This window comes from Stagnimonas aquatica (assembly GCF_003730135.1).
Lineage (GTDB): Bacteria > Pseudomonadota > Gammaproteobacteria > Nevskiales > Nevskiaceae > Stagnimonas > Stagnimonas aquatica.
Genome location: NZ_RJVO01000001.1, coordinates 770,155 through 785,513 on the forward strand (window position 1 = coordinate 770,155; position 15,359 = coordinate 785,513).

Below are 15,359 nucleotides of genomic sequence, written 5' to 3' on the forward strand. Positions count from 1 at the left end.
CTTAGGCCTCCTGGAGGGAACCGGTGGAAGGGTTGCCGGCGCGCTGGGCGCCGGGCTCGGGCTGCACGGTCTTCCAGACGTTCCAGGCCATCACGAACATGCCGGAGAGGAACACCAGGCCACCCAGCAGACGCAGGCCGTAGAAGGGATGCGTGGCCTTGAGCGCCTCGACGAAGCTGTAGGTCAAGGTGCCGTCGTCGGATACCGCGCGCCACATCAGGCCCTGCATGACACCGGCGATCCACATGGCGGTGATGTAGAGCACCGTGCCGATGGTGGACAGCCAGAAGTGCAGGTTGATCGCCGGCACCGAGTACATCTTCGGCTTGCCGAACAGGCGCGGGATCAGCATGTAGATCGAGCCGATGGAGATCATCGCCACCCAGCCCAGCGCGCCGGAGTGCACATGGCCGATGGTCCAGTCGGTGTAGTGGCTGAGCGCGTTGACGGTCTTGATCGACATCATCGGACCTTCGAAGGTCGACATGCCGTAGAAGCTCAGCGAGACGATCAGGAACTTCAGGATCGGGTCGTCGCGCAGCTTATGCCAGGCGCCCGAGAGGGTCATGATGCCGTTGATCATGCCGCCCCAGGACGGCGCCAGCAGGATCAGCGAGAACACCATGCCCAGGCTCTGCACCCAGTCCGGCAGCGCGGTGTAGTGCAGATGGTGCGGGCCGGCCCACATGTAGACGCTGATCAGCGCCCAGAAGTGGACGATGGAGAGCCGGTAGCTGTAGATCGGCCGGCCGGCCTGCTTGGGCACGAAGTAGTACATCATCCCCAGGAAGCCGGCGGTGAGGAAGAAGCCCACCGCGTTGTGGCCGTACCACCACTGCACCATCGCATCCACCGCACCGGAGTAGGCGCTGTAGGACTTGGTGAGCGAGATCGGGATCGCCGCGCTGTTGACGATGTGCAGCACCGCCACCGCGATGATGAAGCTGCCGTAGAACCAGTTGGCCACGTAGATGTGGCTGACCGTGCGCTTGGCGATGGTGCCGAAGAACACCACCGCGTAGGCGACCCAGACCACCGCGATCAAGAGGTCGATGGGCCATTCCAGCTCGGCGTATTCCTTGCCCTGGGTGATGCCCAGCGGCAGGGTGATGGCGGCGGCGAGGATCACCGTCTGCCAGCCCCAGAAGGTGAAGGTTGCCAGCTTCGGCAGGAACAGGCCGGTGCGGCAGGTGCGCTGCACCACCCAGTAGCTGGTGGCGAACAGCGCGCAACCGCCAAACGCGAAGATCACCGCATTGGTATGCAGTGGCCGCAGGCGGCTATAGGTGAGCCAGGGGGTGTCGAAGTTGAGCGCCGGCCACATCAACTGCGCAGCCAGGAGAACGCCGACGGTCATGCCGACGATCCCCCAGACCACGGTCATGATGCTGAACTGGCGGACCACACTGTCGTGGTAATTCACGACCGACGTTGTCGTTGGGGAACTCATCGGTTTCTTCTCCGAAAAAATGCGGGCCTACTCGGTACGTCGCGGCATTGTTGTGAGCGGGCCTCCGGGGAGCATTGACTTGCGTCAATTGCGACCCGATATATCGGCGCAGACCATTGCTCGCCGTCACGCGGAGTTCAGCGCCATGACCAGTCCCAGCACCCACCTCGTCTGCCCGCATTGCCAGGCGGTCAACCGCCTGCCCAGCCTGCGGCTCGCGGAGCACCCGGCCTGCGGGCAGTGCCACCGGCCGCTGTTCACCGGCCATCCGCTGGAACTGAACCAGCAGAGCTTCGCGCGCCACATCGAGCGCAACGATCTGCCGGTGGTGGTGGACTTCTGGGCGCCCTGGTGCGGGCCCTGCCGGGCGATGGCGCCGGCCTACGAGGCGGCGGCCGCGCAACTCGAACCGGGCCTGCGGCTGGTCAAGGTCAACACCGAGGCTGAGCCGGCGCTGGCAGCGCAATACAACATCCGCAGCATTCCCACCCTGGCGGTGTTCAAGGGTGGCCGCGAGGTGGCGCGTCAGGCCGGCGCCATGCCGCTGCCGCAGCTGCTGGCCTGGCTGCGACAGGCCAGCCGCTGAGCCGCTGAAGGCCGCTGGCGCAACTGCGAGCCGCCGGCACGACCAGACCGACTGACTGCGGCCAACCAGCGGCGGCTACTTCGACAGGCGGCGACCGGGCGCCCAGGACAGCTCCTGCCCACGGCCGGTCAGTTGCCGGGTGATGGCGCTCTTCAGCGGCGGCAGACGATTGGCGACTCCCAGCAGGGCCTCGCGGGCGAAGCGCGCGGGCGGCCGCTCGTCGGTGTAGAGGCCGACCAGCAGGTTGGTGCCGTGATAGAGCGCGGCGGTGGCACGGCGGTGCTCGGACTGGTAGCGCGCCAACACCCGGCCCGCTCCCAGATCAAGGCCCTCGCGGTGCGCCGACGCCAGGGCGCGGCTCAGGGCATCGACGCCGTACAGCCCGAGGTTGAAACCGTGCGCGGTCACCGGGTGCATGCCCACCGCCGCGTCGCCGATCAGGGCGCAGCGCTGGCCGACGAACTGCTGGGCATAGACCGCCACCAGCGGATAGCTGTGGCGCTCGCCCAGCAGTTGCATCGCGCCGAGGCGGCCGCCGAACTGTTCGCTGAGCAGGCGGGCGTACTCCGCCGGCGGCAAGCGGCGCAGGCGCTCGGCCTCTTCGCTGGGCGCGGTGAGCACCGCCGACACCCGGTTGCCGGTGAGCGGCAGCATGGCCAGCGTGCGACCGTGGCCGAAGCATTCATAGGCGATGCCCTGGTGCGGCAGGGCGTGGCCGAGATGGCAGACGATCACGTCGCGGCCGAAGTCCCGCAGGTCGGCGCCGATGCCCAGTTGCCGGCGGCTGTCGGAGAGGCGGCTGTCGGCGGCCACCAGCAGTCGCGCGCGCAGTTGGCGGCCGTCGGCGAGTTCCACCTGGGCCGCCTCTTCGTCCACCACCAGCTTGCGCGGCTGCACGCCGTCGAGAATCTCGACGCCGGCCTGCGCCACGGCGGTGGCGTAGGCGGCACGACGGATCACATGGTTGGGAACCAGAAAGCCGAGACCGCCGGTGCCGGCCTCGCGGCTGTCGAAGTGCAGCGCGCGTGGCGACGCGCCGTTGAGCACCCGCGCCTCGCGGATGGTGGACACCTCGTCGCGTGGAATCCGCGCCCAGATGCCGAGCCGTTCGAGGATGTCCACGCCGCGATGGGTGAGCGCGATCTCGCGTCCGTCCGGCGCCGCCTCGGCGAGCGCTGCGCGCGGCTGGCGCTCCAGCAGCTTGACCCGCAGGCCCTGCTGCGCGAGTGCACAGGCCAGGCTCAGCCCGGCCGGGCCAGCCCCGACGATCAGCACTTCGGCGTCGTCGGGCGCGGAGGCCGGGGCGCCATCCGCCGCTGCGGCGCTGGTGGGTCGGCGGTGTTCGTCGAGGCTCATGGCTTGGGGACTCCGGCTTGGCGTTGCAACTGGCCCGGCAGCGCGGTGCGCGCGCCGGCGAAATCGGTCCAGCAGCCGCGCTGGTCGTCGTAGAGCTTGCACAGCCGCGCGGTCTCGAAGTACCAGCGCCAGGAGAAGTCCTGGATCACGATGCTGCCGGGCAGGCGCTGTTCCAGAATCCGTTGCGCGGCCTTGAGCCGGTAGAGCGGAATGCTCATGTCCACGTGATGGGCGGTGTGCTCGAAGATGTGGTGCAGCAGGCCGCCCAGATCCACACCCCGCCAGGGCCGCAGCCGCAGATGCACGGTGGTGGTGACGAAAGGCTGCGCCGCCGACCACTCGGCCTTGTCGGCATGCCAGGCGATCTCGGGGTGCGTGTGGTGCACGTAGATGACGAAGCCGATCAGCGCGTTCCACACCAGCCAGGGCAGCGCGAAACCGGTGGTCAGCAACAGCGCTGGCGACTGTCCGCTGGCGCGCGCCGCCCAGACCAGGCCGGCCATCCACAGCAGCGCGAAGGCGCTCACCAAGAGGCCGTCCCAGACGAACACTGCGCGGCGGCTGGGCATTTCGCGACGGCTGGGGAAGTACATGCGCCGCCACCAGATCTCGATCAGGTAGTACAGGCCCGGGCCCCAGCCGCTGCGGTAGACCCGCTCCAGCGCCTGCCGCCAGCGCGGCAGCGCCCGGTACTGCTCGGGTGTGAGCGGCTCCCAGACCATGTCGAAGCCGCGCAGATTGGTGTAGCCGTGGTGGACGACGTTGTGGCCGACATCCCAGAGGCTGTAGGGCGTCAGCGAGGGCAGGAACAGCAGCCGCCCCAGCCAGCGGTTGAGGCGGCGGTTGGGGGTGAAGCTCTGGTGGCAGGCGTCGTGGCCGAGGATGAACAGGCGGCCGATCACCAGACCGGCGATCACCCCGAACAGCAGCTTGAGCGGCCAGGACGGCAGCCAGATCACCGCTGCCAGCGCCGCCGCGAACAGACTGTAGTCGAGCAGCACCAGGGGCAGCGCCCGCCAGGTGCTGCGCGCCGACACCGGCAGCAGCCAGCTGCGCAGCACCTTGCGGTGCGGGACGGCGAACGGCGCCGTGGGTGCCAACGGAGCGACTGACATGGGGCGAGACCTGGACCGGAGAAACGGCGGCGTCGAAATCCTGAGGCCGGGCATCCGGCACCGAGTTGACCCAGATCAATTTCCGACGCTCCGGCCACCGCCGAGGCGACCGCAAGGCGGTCTTGCAGGCACCATCGGTCGCGCCGACCACGGATGCCGGGGCTTCGATGGCGGCACAATTGCATGCGAAGTCGACTTGTCGCTCCCGCTCCTGCCTCCCCCCGTTACCGCTTCTCATGGAAATCCTGCTTGATCGCTTGGCCAACTCCGTTTCCAACGCGGAGGATCTTGAAGGCCTCACCCGCCCCCTGCTGGAACTGCTGGAACTGGTCACCGGACTGGAATCCACCTACCTGACCCAGATCGACGAAGAGCGCGGCGTGCAGCATGTGCAGTACGCGCGCAATTCCAGCGGGCTGCAGATTCCCGAAGGCCTGTCGGTGCCCTGGGAAGACACCCTGTGCAAACGCGCCCTGGAGTCCGAGCAGATGTTCACCGACGATGTCTCCGGCTGCTGGGGCGACTCCGAAGCCGCCCGGCAGCTGGGCATCAAGACCTACATGAGCCAGCCGGTGCGCGGCATCAACGGCGGTCTCTACGGCACCCTGTGCGCCGCCAGTTCGCAGCGGGTCTCGACCGCCGCCAGCACCACCAAGGTGCTCGGCCTGTTCGCCCGGCTGATCGCCCACCAGGTCGAACGCGAGCACCTGCTGCACGCCTTGCGCAGCACCAATGCCGAGCTGTCCTCGCACGCGCTCACCGACCCGCTCACCGGGGTCGCCAACCGCCGCGCCCTGATCCTGGAGTTGCGGCGCCGGCTCGCCCAGGCGAACCGCGAGGGCAGCATGGTGGAAGTCGCTTTCGTGGACCTCGACGGCTTCAAGGCCATCAACGACCAGTACGGCCACGAGTCCGGCGATCGTTTCCTGGTCTACATCGCCTCCCGACTGAGTGCGGGCACACGGACGGGCGATCTGCTGGCCCGCTACGGCGGCGACGAGTTCGTGATCGTCACCAGCCACGGCGACGGCCAGGCCCTGCGTGACCGCCTGGAGAAGATCACCGTCGGCCAGTACATCAGCCACGGCGTGGTGATCGACTACCCCGGCGCCAGCGTCGGGCTGGTGAGTTCAGCGCCCGGCGATACCGACGCGGAAGCCCTGCTGGCCCGCGCCGACACGGCGATGTACGCCCAGAAGAAAGCCCGCAAGGCGGCGCGCTGAGCCCTGGTGCCGGCCAGGGCGTCCGGCGCCTAGGGCCTGTCACCCATTAGAACGTCGCTGCGTTGCCGGCCAAAAGCGTGTCAGGCAAGGCGCCTGCCGACGCGAAGGCTGGTTGCCTTCGCTAGGCTGGCAACGCCGCATGACGCGCTTTTGGCCAGCAACCCTTCGGGGCGGGACGGTTTTGGGGCATTGCTACGTCAGCCAGTGTTTCAATAGAGCCACTATTGCGCACACTGGCTTCCTTGCACTGCCCCAAAACCGCCTTCCGCCGCAGCGACGTTCTAATGGGTGACAGGCCCTGGAGTCGGGGCTCTTGAGTGCGGGGGGCTTGTACCCGATATTGACTGCGCAAGCCCCCCAACAGTCACGGTGCCCCTTATGAACAACTTGCTGCGGATCCTGGCGCTATGTGGCGCCGCCCTGTTGAGTGGCTGCGGCTACAACACCATGCAACGCCAGGACGAGGCCGTGAAAGCGACCTGGGCCGAGGTGCTCAACCAGTACCAGCGGCGCGCCGACCTGGTGCCCAATCTGGTCAATACCGTGAAGGGCTATGCGCAGCAGGAGCAGACCGTGCTGCTGGGCGTGACCGAGGCGCGCGCCAAGGTCGGCAGCCTCAACGTCAGCCCGGAGATGGTCAACGACGCGCAGGCCCTGAAGAAGTTCGGCGAAGCGCAGGGCGAGTTGTCGAGCGCGCTGTCGCGGCTGCTGGTGGTCACCGAGAACTATCCGCAGCTGAAGTCCGACGGCCTGTTCCGCGACTTGCAGGCGCAATTGGAAGGCACCGAGAACCGCATCACCGTGGCGCGCAACCGCTACATCGCGGCGGTGCAGGAATACAACACCACCGTGCGCAGCTTCCCCAACAACCTGTTCGCCGGCATGTTCGGCATGCAGGTGAAGCCCAGCTTCACCGTGGAAGACGAAAAGGCCATCGCCCGGCCGCCGACGGTGGACTTCTCCGCGCCGCCGCAAAAATGAACCTGCGCCGTCTGCGCCTGGGCGCGCTCGCGGCCCTCGGGCTGCTGGTAGGCGCGCTGGCTCATGCCGAGCTGCCGGTGCCCGAACTGCCGGCGCGCGTCACCGACCAGACGGGAACGCTCGACGCCACCCAGCGCGGCGCGCTGGAGCAGAAGCTCGCCGCCTTCGAGCAGTCCAAGGGCAGCCAGATCGCGGTGCTGATCGTGACCAGTACCGCGCCCGAGACCATCGAGCAGTATTCCCTGCGCGTCGCCGAAAAGTGGAAGCTCGGCCGCAAGGGCGTTGACGACGGCGCACTGCTGCTGATCGCCAAGAACGACCGGACGCTGCGCATCGAGGTTGGCTACGGCCTGGAAGGCGCGCTGCCCGACGCCATCGCCAAGCGCATCGTCGCCGAGACCATCACCCCCTACTTCCAGCAGGGCGATTTCTACGGCGGCATCGACGCCGGTACCAGCCAGATGATCCAGGTGATCGACGGCGAGCCGCTGCCGGCGCCGAAGCCGGCGCGCGGCGGCAACGGCAGCCAGGCGGATCGCCTGATCGGCTCGCTGCTGCTGCCCTTCATGGTCCTCTACGCCATCGGCCAGGGCCTGCGCCGGCTGATCGGCAGCTTCCCCGCCTCGGCGCTGGTCGGCGGCGGCACCGGCATCGCGGCGTTTCTGATACTCGGGTCCGGCCTGGTCGGCCTGGGCGTCGCGCTGTTCGCGATGATCGCGGCACTGGTGCTGTACAGCGGCGCGCTCGGCGGCGTTCCCATCCACGGCGGCTATGGCGGTGGTCGTGGCGGCGGCTTTGGCGGCGGGGGCGGCGGCTTCAGTGGCGGCGGCGGTGGCTTTGGCGGTGGCGGTGCATCGGGACGCTGGTGAAATGAGCACGAGCTTGCAGAGACTCTGGACCCATGCCTGCACCGGCCAGCTGGCGCTGCGGCGCCGCTTTCCGCCGGCGACCCTGGCGGCCATCGAGACGGCGATCCGCGATTGCGAAAGCCGCCATGCCGGCGAGATCCGCTTTGCCGTCGAGCCGGCCTTGCGGCTGTCGGCGGTCTGGCGGGAGCAGGGCCCGCGCCAGCGCGCGCTCGCCGCCTTCGCCGAGCTGGGCGTGTGGGATACCGCCCACAACAACGGCGTGCTGATCTACGTACTGCTCGCCGACCAGGCGGTGGAAATCGTCGCCGACCGTGGCGTCTCCAGCCAGCGGGTGCCGGTGGCGGAGTGGGAGGCGGTCTGCCGCTTGATGGAGAGCCACTACCGCAGCGGCGCCTTCCGCGAAGGCTCGGTGGCCGGCATCGAGGCGGTCGCCGACGTGCTGTCGCGCTACCCGCCGGCCTTCCCCGATGCCGGCAACGAACTGCCCGACGCGCCGGTACTGCTGCGCTGAAGGCTTACGCCAAGCCGCCGGCCTGAGCTACACTTCGCGCCGTCATTGGGGAGTAGCCGCTCTTCCACCCGAAGAGGTTTGCGTCAACACACTTGGCCCGCAGGCCATGGCGCAGACAGTCGCTTTCAGCCTGGCAAGACCTTTGACCACGACGCCTCCGATGGCCGGGGTAGCGGCGTGGTCATTCGTCCACCGCCCGGCCCTGGTACCCCTCATGGAATCCTTCTTCGTCTCCACTGGTGTCGTCGCCCTCGCGGAAATCGGCGACAAGACCCAGTTGCTCGCCTTCCTGCTCGCCGCCCGCTTCAAGAAGCCGCTGCCGATCGTCGCCGGCATCCTGGTCGCGACCCTCATCAACCACGGCCTGGCCGGTGCGCTGGGCGCCTGGATCACCGCCAGCTTGAGCCCGGAAGTGCTGCGCTGGGTGCTGGGCCTGTCGTTCCTGGGCATGGCGGTGTGGACCCTGATCCCCGACTCCATCGAGGACGAAGAGACCAAGACCGTGCAGCGTCTGGGCGTGTTCGGCGCCACCCTGGTGACCTTCTTCCTGGCCGAGATGGGCGACAAGACCCAGATCGCCACCGTCGCCATGGCCGCCCACTACGCCGCGCCGCTGATGGTGGTCGCCGGCACCACGCTGGGCATGCTGATCGCCGACGTGCCGGCGGTGTTCGCGGGCGACAAGCTCGCCAACAAGATTCCGATGAAGCTGGTGCACGGCATCGCCGCCGCGATCTTCGCCGCGCTCGGCCTAGCGACCCTGCTCGGCGCCGGCGCTAAGCTCGGCTTCTGATCCCGACAGCCCTGCGGAGCGGCTCATGCACAGCGACAATCTGCCGGCCTGGCAGCACCACCATCGGTTCAACGAAGGTAATGCCGCCGCCGAGCGCGGCACCCGAGCGGTGATGTGGATCACCGCCGTCACCATGGTGGTGGAGATCCTGGCCGGCTGGTGGTTCAACTCCATGGCGCTGTTGGCCGATGGCTGGCACATGAGCTCGCACGCGGTGGCTATCGGCCTCAGTGCGCTGGCCTATGCCAGCGCGCGCCGCTATGCGAGCGACCCGCGCTTTGCCTTTGGCACCTGGAAGATCGAGATCCTCGGCGGCTTCGCCAGCGCGATCTTCCTGCTCGGGGTCGCCGGGATGATGCTGTTCGGCTCGGCCGAGCGGCTGTGGTCACCGCAGCCCATCCACTACCGGGAAGCCATCGTCGTCGCCGTGCTCGGCCTGGTGGTGAACCTGGTCTGCGCGCTGATCCTCGGCAAGGCCCATCACCACGGCCACGGCCACGATCATGGGCACGGGCACGGGCACGACCATCATCAGGGTCATCACCACCATCAGGACTTGAACCTCAAGTCCGCCTACCTGCATGTGATCGCCGACGCCGCCACCTCGGTGCTCGCCATCGTCGCGCTGATCGGCGGCTGGCTGTACGGCTGGTCCTGGCTGGACCCGCTGATGGGCGTGGTCGGCGCGGTGCTGGTCGCGGTCTGGGCCAAGGGCCTGATCGCCGAGACCGGCAAGGTGCTGCTGGACCGCGAGATGGATCATCCGGTGGTCGAGGAGATCCGCGAAGTCGTGGAAGCCGGCGCCGAAGGCGAGGAGACCAAGGTCACCGACCTGCATGTCTGGCGGGTCGGCAAGGGCGTGTATTCCTGCGCGCTCACCGTGGTCACCCACGCCGCCGGGCTGACCGCCGAAGACCTCCGCCAGCGCCTGGCGGTGCACGAGGAGATCGTGCATTCGACCATCGAGATTCACCACTGCCCGGATGGCGGCGGCCGGACCTAGATCGCCGTTAGCATGGCCTCATGAACATCCTCATCACCGGTGGCGCCGGATTCATCGGCTCCGCCTTGATCCGGCAGCTGCTCAGCGAGACCGAGCATGCGGTGATCAATCTCGACTGCCTGACCTACGCCGCCAGTCTCGACGCGCTGGCGCCGGTGGCGCACAGCCCGCGCTACCGGCTGGAGCAGGTCGATATCCGCGACGGCGCGGCGCTGGCGCGGGTGTTCCGCGAGCAGCGGCCGGACGGGGTGATCCATCTCGCGGCGGAGTCGCACGTGGACCGCTCCATTCGCGGCCCGGGCGCGTTCATCCAGACCAATCTGGTGGGCACCTACCAGCTGCTGGAAGCGGCACTGGCCTACTGGCAGGGGCTGGACGCCGAGCGCCGAGCGCGCTTCCGCTTCCATCAGGTCTCCACCGACGAGGTGTACGGCAGCCTGGACGAGAGCGGCAGCTTCAGCGAGACCACCGCCTATGCGCCGAACTCACCGTACTCGGCCAGCAAGGCCGGCGCCGACCATCTGGTGCGCGCCTGGCACCACACCTACCGGCTGCCGGTGGTGATGAGCCATTGCTCGAACAACTACGGCCCCTCCCAGTTTCCGGAAAAACTCATTCCGCTGATGCTGCTCAATGCCCTGGATGGCAAGCCCCTGCCGATCTACGGCGATGGCGGCCATGTCCGCGACTGGCTGCACGTCGAGGATCACGCGCGGGCACTGTGGACGGTGTACAGCCGCGCCGAGAATGGCGCCCGCTACAACATCGGCGGCGGCAACGAGTGGCGCAACCTCGATCTGGTGCAGCGGCTTTGCACGCTGCTCGACGAGCTGCGTCCCGACCCCAGCGGCGCGCCTTACCAGCGGCTGATCCGCTTCGTCGAAGACCGCCCAGGACACGACCGTCGGTACGCCATCGACGCCTCGAAGATCGAGCGCGAGCTGGGCTGGCGACCGCAGGAAAGTTTCGAGACCGGCCTGCGCAAGACCGTGCACTGGTATCTCGAACACCTGGACTGGTGCCGGGCGCTAAGACAAGGCGATACCGGTCGGCGCTAGCGCGCGCTGCGTCCGCCCCGCACGACCGCGCACCGGCCAGGGTGACGGCGGCTCGCATCCCTCGCGCCGGCCGGCATCGGCCCGGCCGCCAACTTGATCTGCGTCAGTTTTCCTGCACGCCCGCCGCCCTAGCCTAGGTCCGTCTCCATTCCGGCCTCGCGGGGGCGCTCGCTGCAAACGCGCGCTCCCGCCGGTCGGCCTTTCATTCCAGGCTCATGGATTCGGGCGCAGACTGCGGACTCTGGCTCCGGGGCCTTGGCGGCCGGTGGCGGTGACGGCTCTGCCGCCACCCGCTCCGCGCGCTCAAGCAGCGAGGTGGCTGATGTTGCAGGACTTGTTGACCGAACAGGACCGCTATTACGACGGCGTGCTGCGCGACAAGTACGCCAAGGGCGAGGAGCGCAGCGTCGACGAGGTCTTGCAGCGCGTGGCGCGCGGCCTCGCCGAAGCCGAAGCACCCGAGCGGCGCGCGCACTGGCAGGCGCAATTCCTCAACGCGCTCAAGGCCGGCTTCTACCCGGCCGGTCGGATCATGAGCGCGGCCGGCACCGACCTGCAGGCCACGCTCATCAACTGCTTCGTGCAGCCGGTGGGCGATTCCATCGCCCAGAGCCGCGACGGCAAGGTCGGCATCTACACCGCGCTGCTGCAGGCGGCGGAAACCATGCGTCGTGGCGGCGGTGTCGGCTACGACTTTTCCAGCATCCGCCCGCGCGGCGCCAAGGTGCACGGCACCCGGAGCCGCGCCAGCGGGCCGATCAGCTACATGCGGGTGTTCGACCGCTCCTGCGAAACGGTGGAATCGGCCGGTGCCCGGCGCGGCGCGCAGATGGGCATCTTGCGGGTGGACCACCCGGACATCGAGGCCTTCATCGCCGCCAAGGATCTGCGCGAGCCGGCGCGCCAGCTCGCTGCCGCCGGCTACAGCGGCAGCGAGCTGGAGGCGCTGTTGCAGAAGCAGCGCACGCTCGCCAACTTCAACCTCAGCGTGGCGGTCAGCGATGCCTTCATGGCCGCCAAGGACCGCGACGAGGACATCGAGCTGGCGCACGCCGCCGAGCCGGACCCCAGCGAGCACCCGGAGGCCTACCAGCGCGCCGACGGGCTCTGGGTGTACCGGCGCGTCAAGGCCGCCGCGCTCTGGGACGCGCTGCTGCGCACCACCTACGAAACCGCCGACCCCGGCGTGGTGTTCATCGACCGCATGAACGCCGAGAACAACCTCGCCTACTGCGAGCGCATCGAGGCCACCAACCCCTGCATCACCGCCGATAGCTGGGTGCATACCGATGAAGGCCCGCGCCAGGTGCGCGAGTTGCTCGGCCGCGCCTTCGTGGCGCGGGTGGATGGCGAGTCGCACGCCGCCACTGCGCGCGGCTTCTTCGTCACCGGCCACAAGCCGGTGCTGAACCTGCGCACCGAGGAGGGCTACCGGCTGCGGCTCACCGCCGACCACCCGGTGTTGAGTCTGCGCTGGATGGGCCGCTGGACCCAGGAGCCGGTGTGGAAGAAAGCCGGGGAGCTACTGCCGGGCGAGCTGATCGTGCTGCACGACCACCGCGACCAGCCGCAGTGGCCCGGCGTGGAAAGCCAGGAGGAGGGCTATCTGCTCGGCCTGCTGCTGGCCGAGGGCCAGTTGTGGAGCGAGGCGGCGGTGCTGTCGCTGTGGGCGCGGCCCTTGGCGGTGGGTGGCAGCCCGGCGCAGGACGGCGCGCGGGGCGTGATGACCGAGGCACTGCGCTGCGTCGCCACGCTGGCGCCCGGCGCGCCACTCCCGGACTGGCGGCCGCAGACCGGGCGTGGCGAATGGCGACTGTCGCTGCCGGTGCTGGCCGATCTCGCCCAGCGCATGGGTCTGGGCGAGGGCCAGACCCGGGTGACGCCGGCGATGGAGCGCGCCTCCAGCCGGTTCTATTGCGGCCTGCTGCGCGGCCTGTTCGACAGCGCCGGCCAGGTGCAGGCCTGCGCCAGCAAGGGCGCCAGCCTGCGCCTGAACCTCGCCGACTACGGCCAGGCCGAAGCGGTGCAGCGCATGCTGCTGCGGCTGGGCATGGTCAGCAGCCTGCACCGTGACCGCCGGCACTGGGAGCTGGTGCTGTCCGGCGACAACCTGGCGATCTACGCCGAGCGCATCGGCTTCGCCGACGGCGAAAAAGCCGCGCGCCTCAGCCAGCGGCTGGCCGGCTACAAGCGCGGGCTCAACCGCAGCCGCTTCGCCGCGCGGGTGGCGAGCATCGAGGCCGGTCCGGCGGAGACCGTCTACGACTGCCAGATTCCCGGCATCAACGCCTTCGATGCCAACGGCCTCTACGTCCACAACTGCGGCGAGCAGCCGCTGCCCGACTACGGCTGCTGCTGCCTGGGCTCGCTCAATCTGGCGCTGTTCGTCAGCGAACCGTTCACCGAGCAGGCGCGTCTGGACTGGCCGCGACTGAAGCAGACCGCCGCGACGGCGGTGCGTATGCTCGACAACGTGCTCGACCTCACGCACTGGCCCCTGCCCGAACAGCAGCGCGAGGCGATGAACAAGCGCCGCGTCGGCCTGGGATTCACCGGCCTGGGCACGGCGCTGATGATGCTGCGCCAGCGCTACGGCTCCGAGGAGGCGGTGCAGCTCACCGCCGAGATCGCCCGCACGCTGCGCGACAGCGCCTACGAGGCCTCGGTGGCGCTGGCGCAGGAGCGCGGCGCGTTTCCGCTGTTCGACGCCGACCACTACCTGAAGAGCCCTTTCGTGCAGCGGCTGCCGGAGCCGCTGCGCGCCGCCATCGCCCAGCACGGCCTGCGCAACAGCCATCTGCTGTCGATCGCGCCCACCGGCACCATCTCGCTGGCCTTCGGCCGCAATGTCACCGGCGGCATCGAGCCGGCCTTCGCCTGGGAATACCACCGGCGCAGCCGCAACCGCGACGGCGAGGCCATCGAGTATCCGATCCAGGACTACGGCTACCGCCTGTACCTGCGCATGGGCGGCGACGCGCAGAACCTGCCCGGCTATTTCGCCAGCGCGCAGACGCTCTCGCCGGCCGATCACCTGCGCATCCAGGCGGCGGTGCAGCCCTACATCGACTCCTCGATCTCGAAGACCGTCAACGTGCCGGTGGAATGCGGCTTCGAGGAGTTCAAGCGCATCTACGACCTCGCCTACGAATGGGGCTGCAAGGGCTGCACCACCTACCGCCCCAACGACATCACCGGCGCGGTGCTGAGCGTGAGCCCTGCGCCCGGCGCCGATGCCCGCAATCCAACGCTGGAGCTGCCCGCCGCCAGCCTCGACCAGCGGCTGCGCCTGGAATCGCTGCCCTCGCCGCCCCTGGCCTCGCTGAAGTGGCCGGGGCGGCCGGAATTCGCCGCTGGCAATCCGGCCTGGACCTACATGGTCGATGCCGGCCCCGGCTGCCGCTTCGCGGTGTTCGTCGGCCACACCGCGAACGGCCACTCGCGCCCCTTCGAGGTCTGGGTCAACGGCGCCGAGCAGCCGCGCGGCCTGGGCGCCACCGCCAAGCTGCTGTCGATGGACATGCGCTCCGACGACCGCGCCTGGCTGCAACTGAAGCTGGAGGCGCTAGTGCGCACCCAGGGCAATCCGGTGCAGGTGCGGATGCCGCCGGCCGGCGAGCCGCAACTGCTGGCCAGCCCCACCGCCGCGCTGGCGCGGCTGGTACTGCACCGTTGCCAGGAGCTGGGCGTGTTCGCCGAGCCGGGACCGACGCCGGTGGTGGATGCCCTGCTCAGCCGCGAGGAGCCGCTCACCGGCACCGACGGCACCATGTCCTGGACGGTGGACGTGAAGAACGCCAACACCGGCGACGACTGCGTGCTGGTGCTGCGCGAGCTGCAACTGCCGGATGGCGAGCGGCGTCCCTACGCGGTCGGCCTCTACGGCGACTATCCGAAAGACCTCGACGGCCTCTGCCGCCTGCTCAGCTACGACATGCGGGTGCTCGACCCGGCCTGGATCGGCGAGAAGCTGCGCAAGCTGCTGTCCTATCCGGAAACCGGCGGCGGCTTCTTTGCCCGCGTGCCGGGCAAGGCCAAGTCGCAGATCTACCCCTCCACCGTCGCCTATCTCGCCGAGCTGATGCTGCACCGCTATCACATGCTCGGCATCCTCAACGCCGAGGGCCTGCCGCAGACGCCGCTGGGCGTGCTCGCCGCGCCCAGCAGCAGCGGCAGTGCGCGCAGCCCGGCCCTGCCCGGCAAGCCCTGCCCGGAATGCGGCGTGCACGCGGTGGTCAAGCGCGACGGCTGCCAGAGCTGCACCCATTGCGGCTGGGTGGGGAATTGCGGCTGAGCCCTCCGCTCATCCCGCCAAAGTCCCCCTCCCCCGCTTGCGGGGGAGGGTTGGGGAGGGGGCGTTCCGGGCACGCGGAAACCGCCCCCATCCCGTCAGAGCAGTGCTCTGACTCCCCCG

At 69.0% G+C, this 15,359-nt stretch carries 12 protein-coding genes and 1 riboswitch; of the genes, 9 read left to right on the forward strand and 3 right to left on the reverse strand.

Going from position 1 to position 15,359, the window contains the following annotated elements:
* Position 1: 1 nt before the first annotated feature.
* Positions 2–1,450 (reverse strand): cytochrome-c oxidase, cbb3-type subunit I, encoded by a 1,449-nt coding sequence (gene ccoN, locus ED208_RS03410; protein WP_123210437.1) that lies wholly within the window; start codon positions 1,448–1,450, stop codon positions 2–4.
* 145 nt (positions 1,451–1,595) lie between these two features.
* Here ccoN and trxC point away from each other — a divergent pair, with 145 nt between their 5' ends.
* Positions 1,596–2,036: a thioredoxin TrxC gene (gene trxC / locus ED208_RS03415; protein ID WP_123210438.1), complete on the forward strand. Its 441-nt coding sequence runs from the start codon at positions 1,596–1,598 to the stop codon at positions 2,034–2,036.
* Between the two features lie 75 nt (positions 2,037–2,111).
* Here trxC and ubiM read toward each other — a convergent pair whose 3' ends face one another.
* Positions 2,112–3,392: a 5-demethoxyubiquinol-8 5-hydroxylase UbiM gene (gene ubiM / locus ED208_RS03420; RefSeq protein WP_123210439.1), complete on the reverse strand. Its 1,281-nt coding sequence runs from the start codon at positions 3,390–3,392 to the stop codon at positions 2,112–2,114.
* The gene (locus ED208_RS03425; protein ID WP_123210440.1) at positions 3,389–4,507 is read right to left on the reverse strand and encodes a fatty acid desaturase; all 1,119 of its coding nucleotides are present in this window, start codon (positions 4,505–4,507) and stop codon (positions 3,389–3,391) included. The genes ubiM and ED208_RS03425 overlap by 4 nt, the downstream gene beginning before the upstream one ends.
* Positions 4,508–4,743: 236 nt before the next feature.
* On the opposite strand from ED208_RS03425, the gene ED208_RS03430 reads away from it, so the two are divergent.
* The 8 genes from ED208_RS03430 to ED208_RS03465 all read left to right on the forward strand — a co-directional run bounded on the left by ED208_RS03430 (position 4,744) and on the right by ED208_RS03465 (position 15,239).
* A complete protein-coding gene (locus ED208_RS03430) occupies positions 4,744–5,730 on the forward strand; it encodes a sensor domain-containing diguanylate cyclase (protein WP_123210441.1) in 987 nt (328 codons plus the stop codon).
* A gap of 378 nt (positions 5,731–6,108) precedes the next feature.
* Complete coding sequence (locus ED208_RS03435) at positions 6,109–6,711, forward strand: LemA family protein (protein WP_123210442.1); 603 nt, start codon at positions 6,109–6,111, stop codon at positions 6,709–6,711.
* On the forward strand, positions 6,708–7,580 hold the full coding sequence (locus ED208_RS03440) for a TPM domain-containing protein (RefSeq protein WP_123210443.1): 873 nt from the start codon (positions 6,708–6,710) through the stop codon (positions 7,578–7,580). The genes ED208_RS03435 and ED208_RS03440 overlap by 4 nt, the downstream gene beginning before the upstream one ends.
* A gap of 1 nt (position 7,581) precedes the next feature.
* Positions 7,582–8,091 carry a TPM domain-containing protein gene (locus tag ED208_RS03445; protein ID WP_199720489.1) on the forward strand — a complete coding sequence of 170 codons (510 nt, stop codon included), beginning with the start codon at positions 7,582–7,584 and terminating at the stop codon, positions 8,089–8,091.
* 35 nt (positions 8,092–8,126) lie between these two features.
* Positions 8,127–8,296: riboswitch (yybP-ykoY riboswitch) on the forward strand.
* A gap of 9 nt (positions 8,297–8,305) precedes the next feature.
* Positions 8,306–8,884, forward strand: a complete 579-nt coding sequence (locus tag ED208_RS03450; protein WP_123210445.1) for a TMEM165/GDT1 family protein — start codon at positions 8,306–8,308, stop codon at positions 8,882–8,884.
* Between the two features lie 25 nt (positions 8,885–8,909).
* Positions 8,910–9,887 carry a CDF family Co(II)/Ni(II) efflux transporter DmeF gene (gene dmeF / locus ED208_RS03455; protein ID WP_123210446.1) on the forward strand — a complete coding sequence of 326 codons (978 nt, stop codon included), beginning with the start codon at positions 8,910–8,912 and terminating at the stop codon, positions 9,885–9,887.
* A gap of 20 nt (positions 9,888–9,907) precedes the next feature.
* Complete coding sequence (rfbB, locus tag ED208_RS03460; RefSeq protein WP_123210447.1) at positions 9,908–10,945, forward strand: dTDP-glucose 4,6-dehydratase; 1,038 nt, start codon at positions 9,908–9,910, stop codon at positions 10,943–10,945.
* Between the two features lie 322 nt (positions 10,946–11,267).
* Positions 11,268–15,239, forward strand: coding sequence for a ribonucleotide reductase barrel domain-containing protein (locus tag ED208_RS03465; protein WP_123210448.1), 3,972 nt, complete (start codon positions 11,268–11,270; stop codon positions 15,237–15,239).
* Positions 15,240–15,359: the final 120 nt, after the last annotated feature.

Bases quoted from the DNA above. Each gene is read 5' to 3' on its own strand.
- ED208_RS03440 (WP_123210443.1), top strand. From the start codon at position 6,708: ATGAACCTGCGCCGTCTGCGCCTGGGCGCGCTCGCGGCCCTCGGGCTG.
- ubiM (WP_123210439.1), bottom strand. From the start codon at position 3,392: ATGAGCCTCGACGAACACCGCCGACCCACCAGCGCCGCAGCGGCGGAT.
- ED208_RS03435 (WP_123210442.1), top strand. From the start codon at position 6,109: ATGAACAACTTGCTGCGGATCCTGGCGCTATGTGGCGCCGCCCTGTTG.
- dmeF (WP_123210446.1), top strand. From the start codon at position 8,910: ATGCACAGCGACAATCTGCCGGCCTGGCAGCACCACCATCGGTTCAAC.
- trxC (WP_123210438.1), top strand. From the start codon at position 1,596: ATGACCAGTCCCAGCACCCACCTCGTCTGCCCGCATTGCCAGGCGGTC.
- ED208_RS03450 (WP_123210445.1), top strand. From the start codon at position 8,306: ATGGAATCCTTCTTCGTCTCCACTGGTGTCGTCGCCCTCGCGGAAATC.
- ED208_RS03445 (WP_199720489.1), top strand. From the start codon at position 7,582: ATGAGCACGAGCTTGCAGAGACTCTGGACCCATGCCTGCACCGGCCAG.
- ED208_RS03430 (WP_123210441.1), top strand. From the start codon at position 4,744: ATGGAAATCCTGCTTGATCGCTTGGCCAACTCCGTTTCCAACGCGGAG.
- ccoN (WP_123210437.1), bottom strand. From the start codon at position 1,450: ATGAGTTCCCCAACGACAACGTCGGTCGTGAATTACCACGACAGTGTG.
- rfbB (WP_123210447.1), top strand. From the start codon at position 9,908: ATGAACATCCTCATCACCGGTGGCGCCGGATTCATCGGCTCCGCCTTG.
- ED208_RS03465 (WP_123210448.1), top strand. From the start codon at position 11,268: ATGTTGCAGGACTTGTTGACCGAACAGGACCGCTATTACGACGGCGTG.
- ED208_RS03425 (WP_123210440.1), bottom strand. From the start codon at position 4,507: ATGTCAGTCGCTCCGTTGGCACCCACGGCGCCGTTCGCCGTCCCGCAC.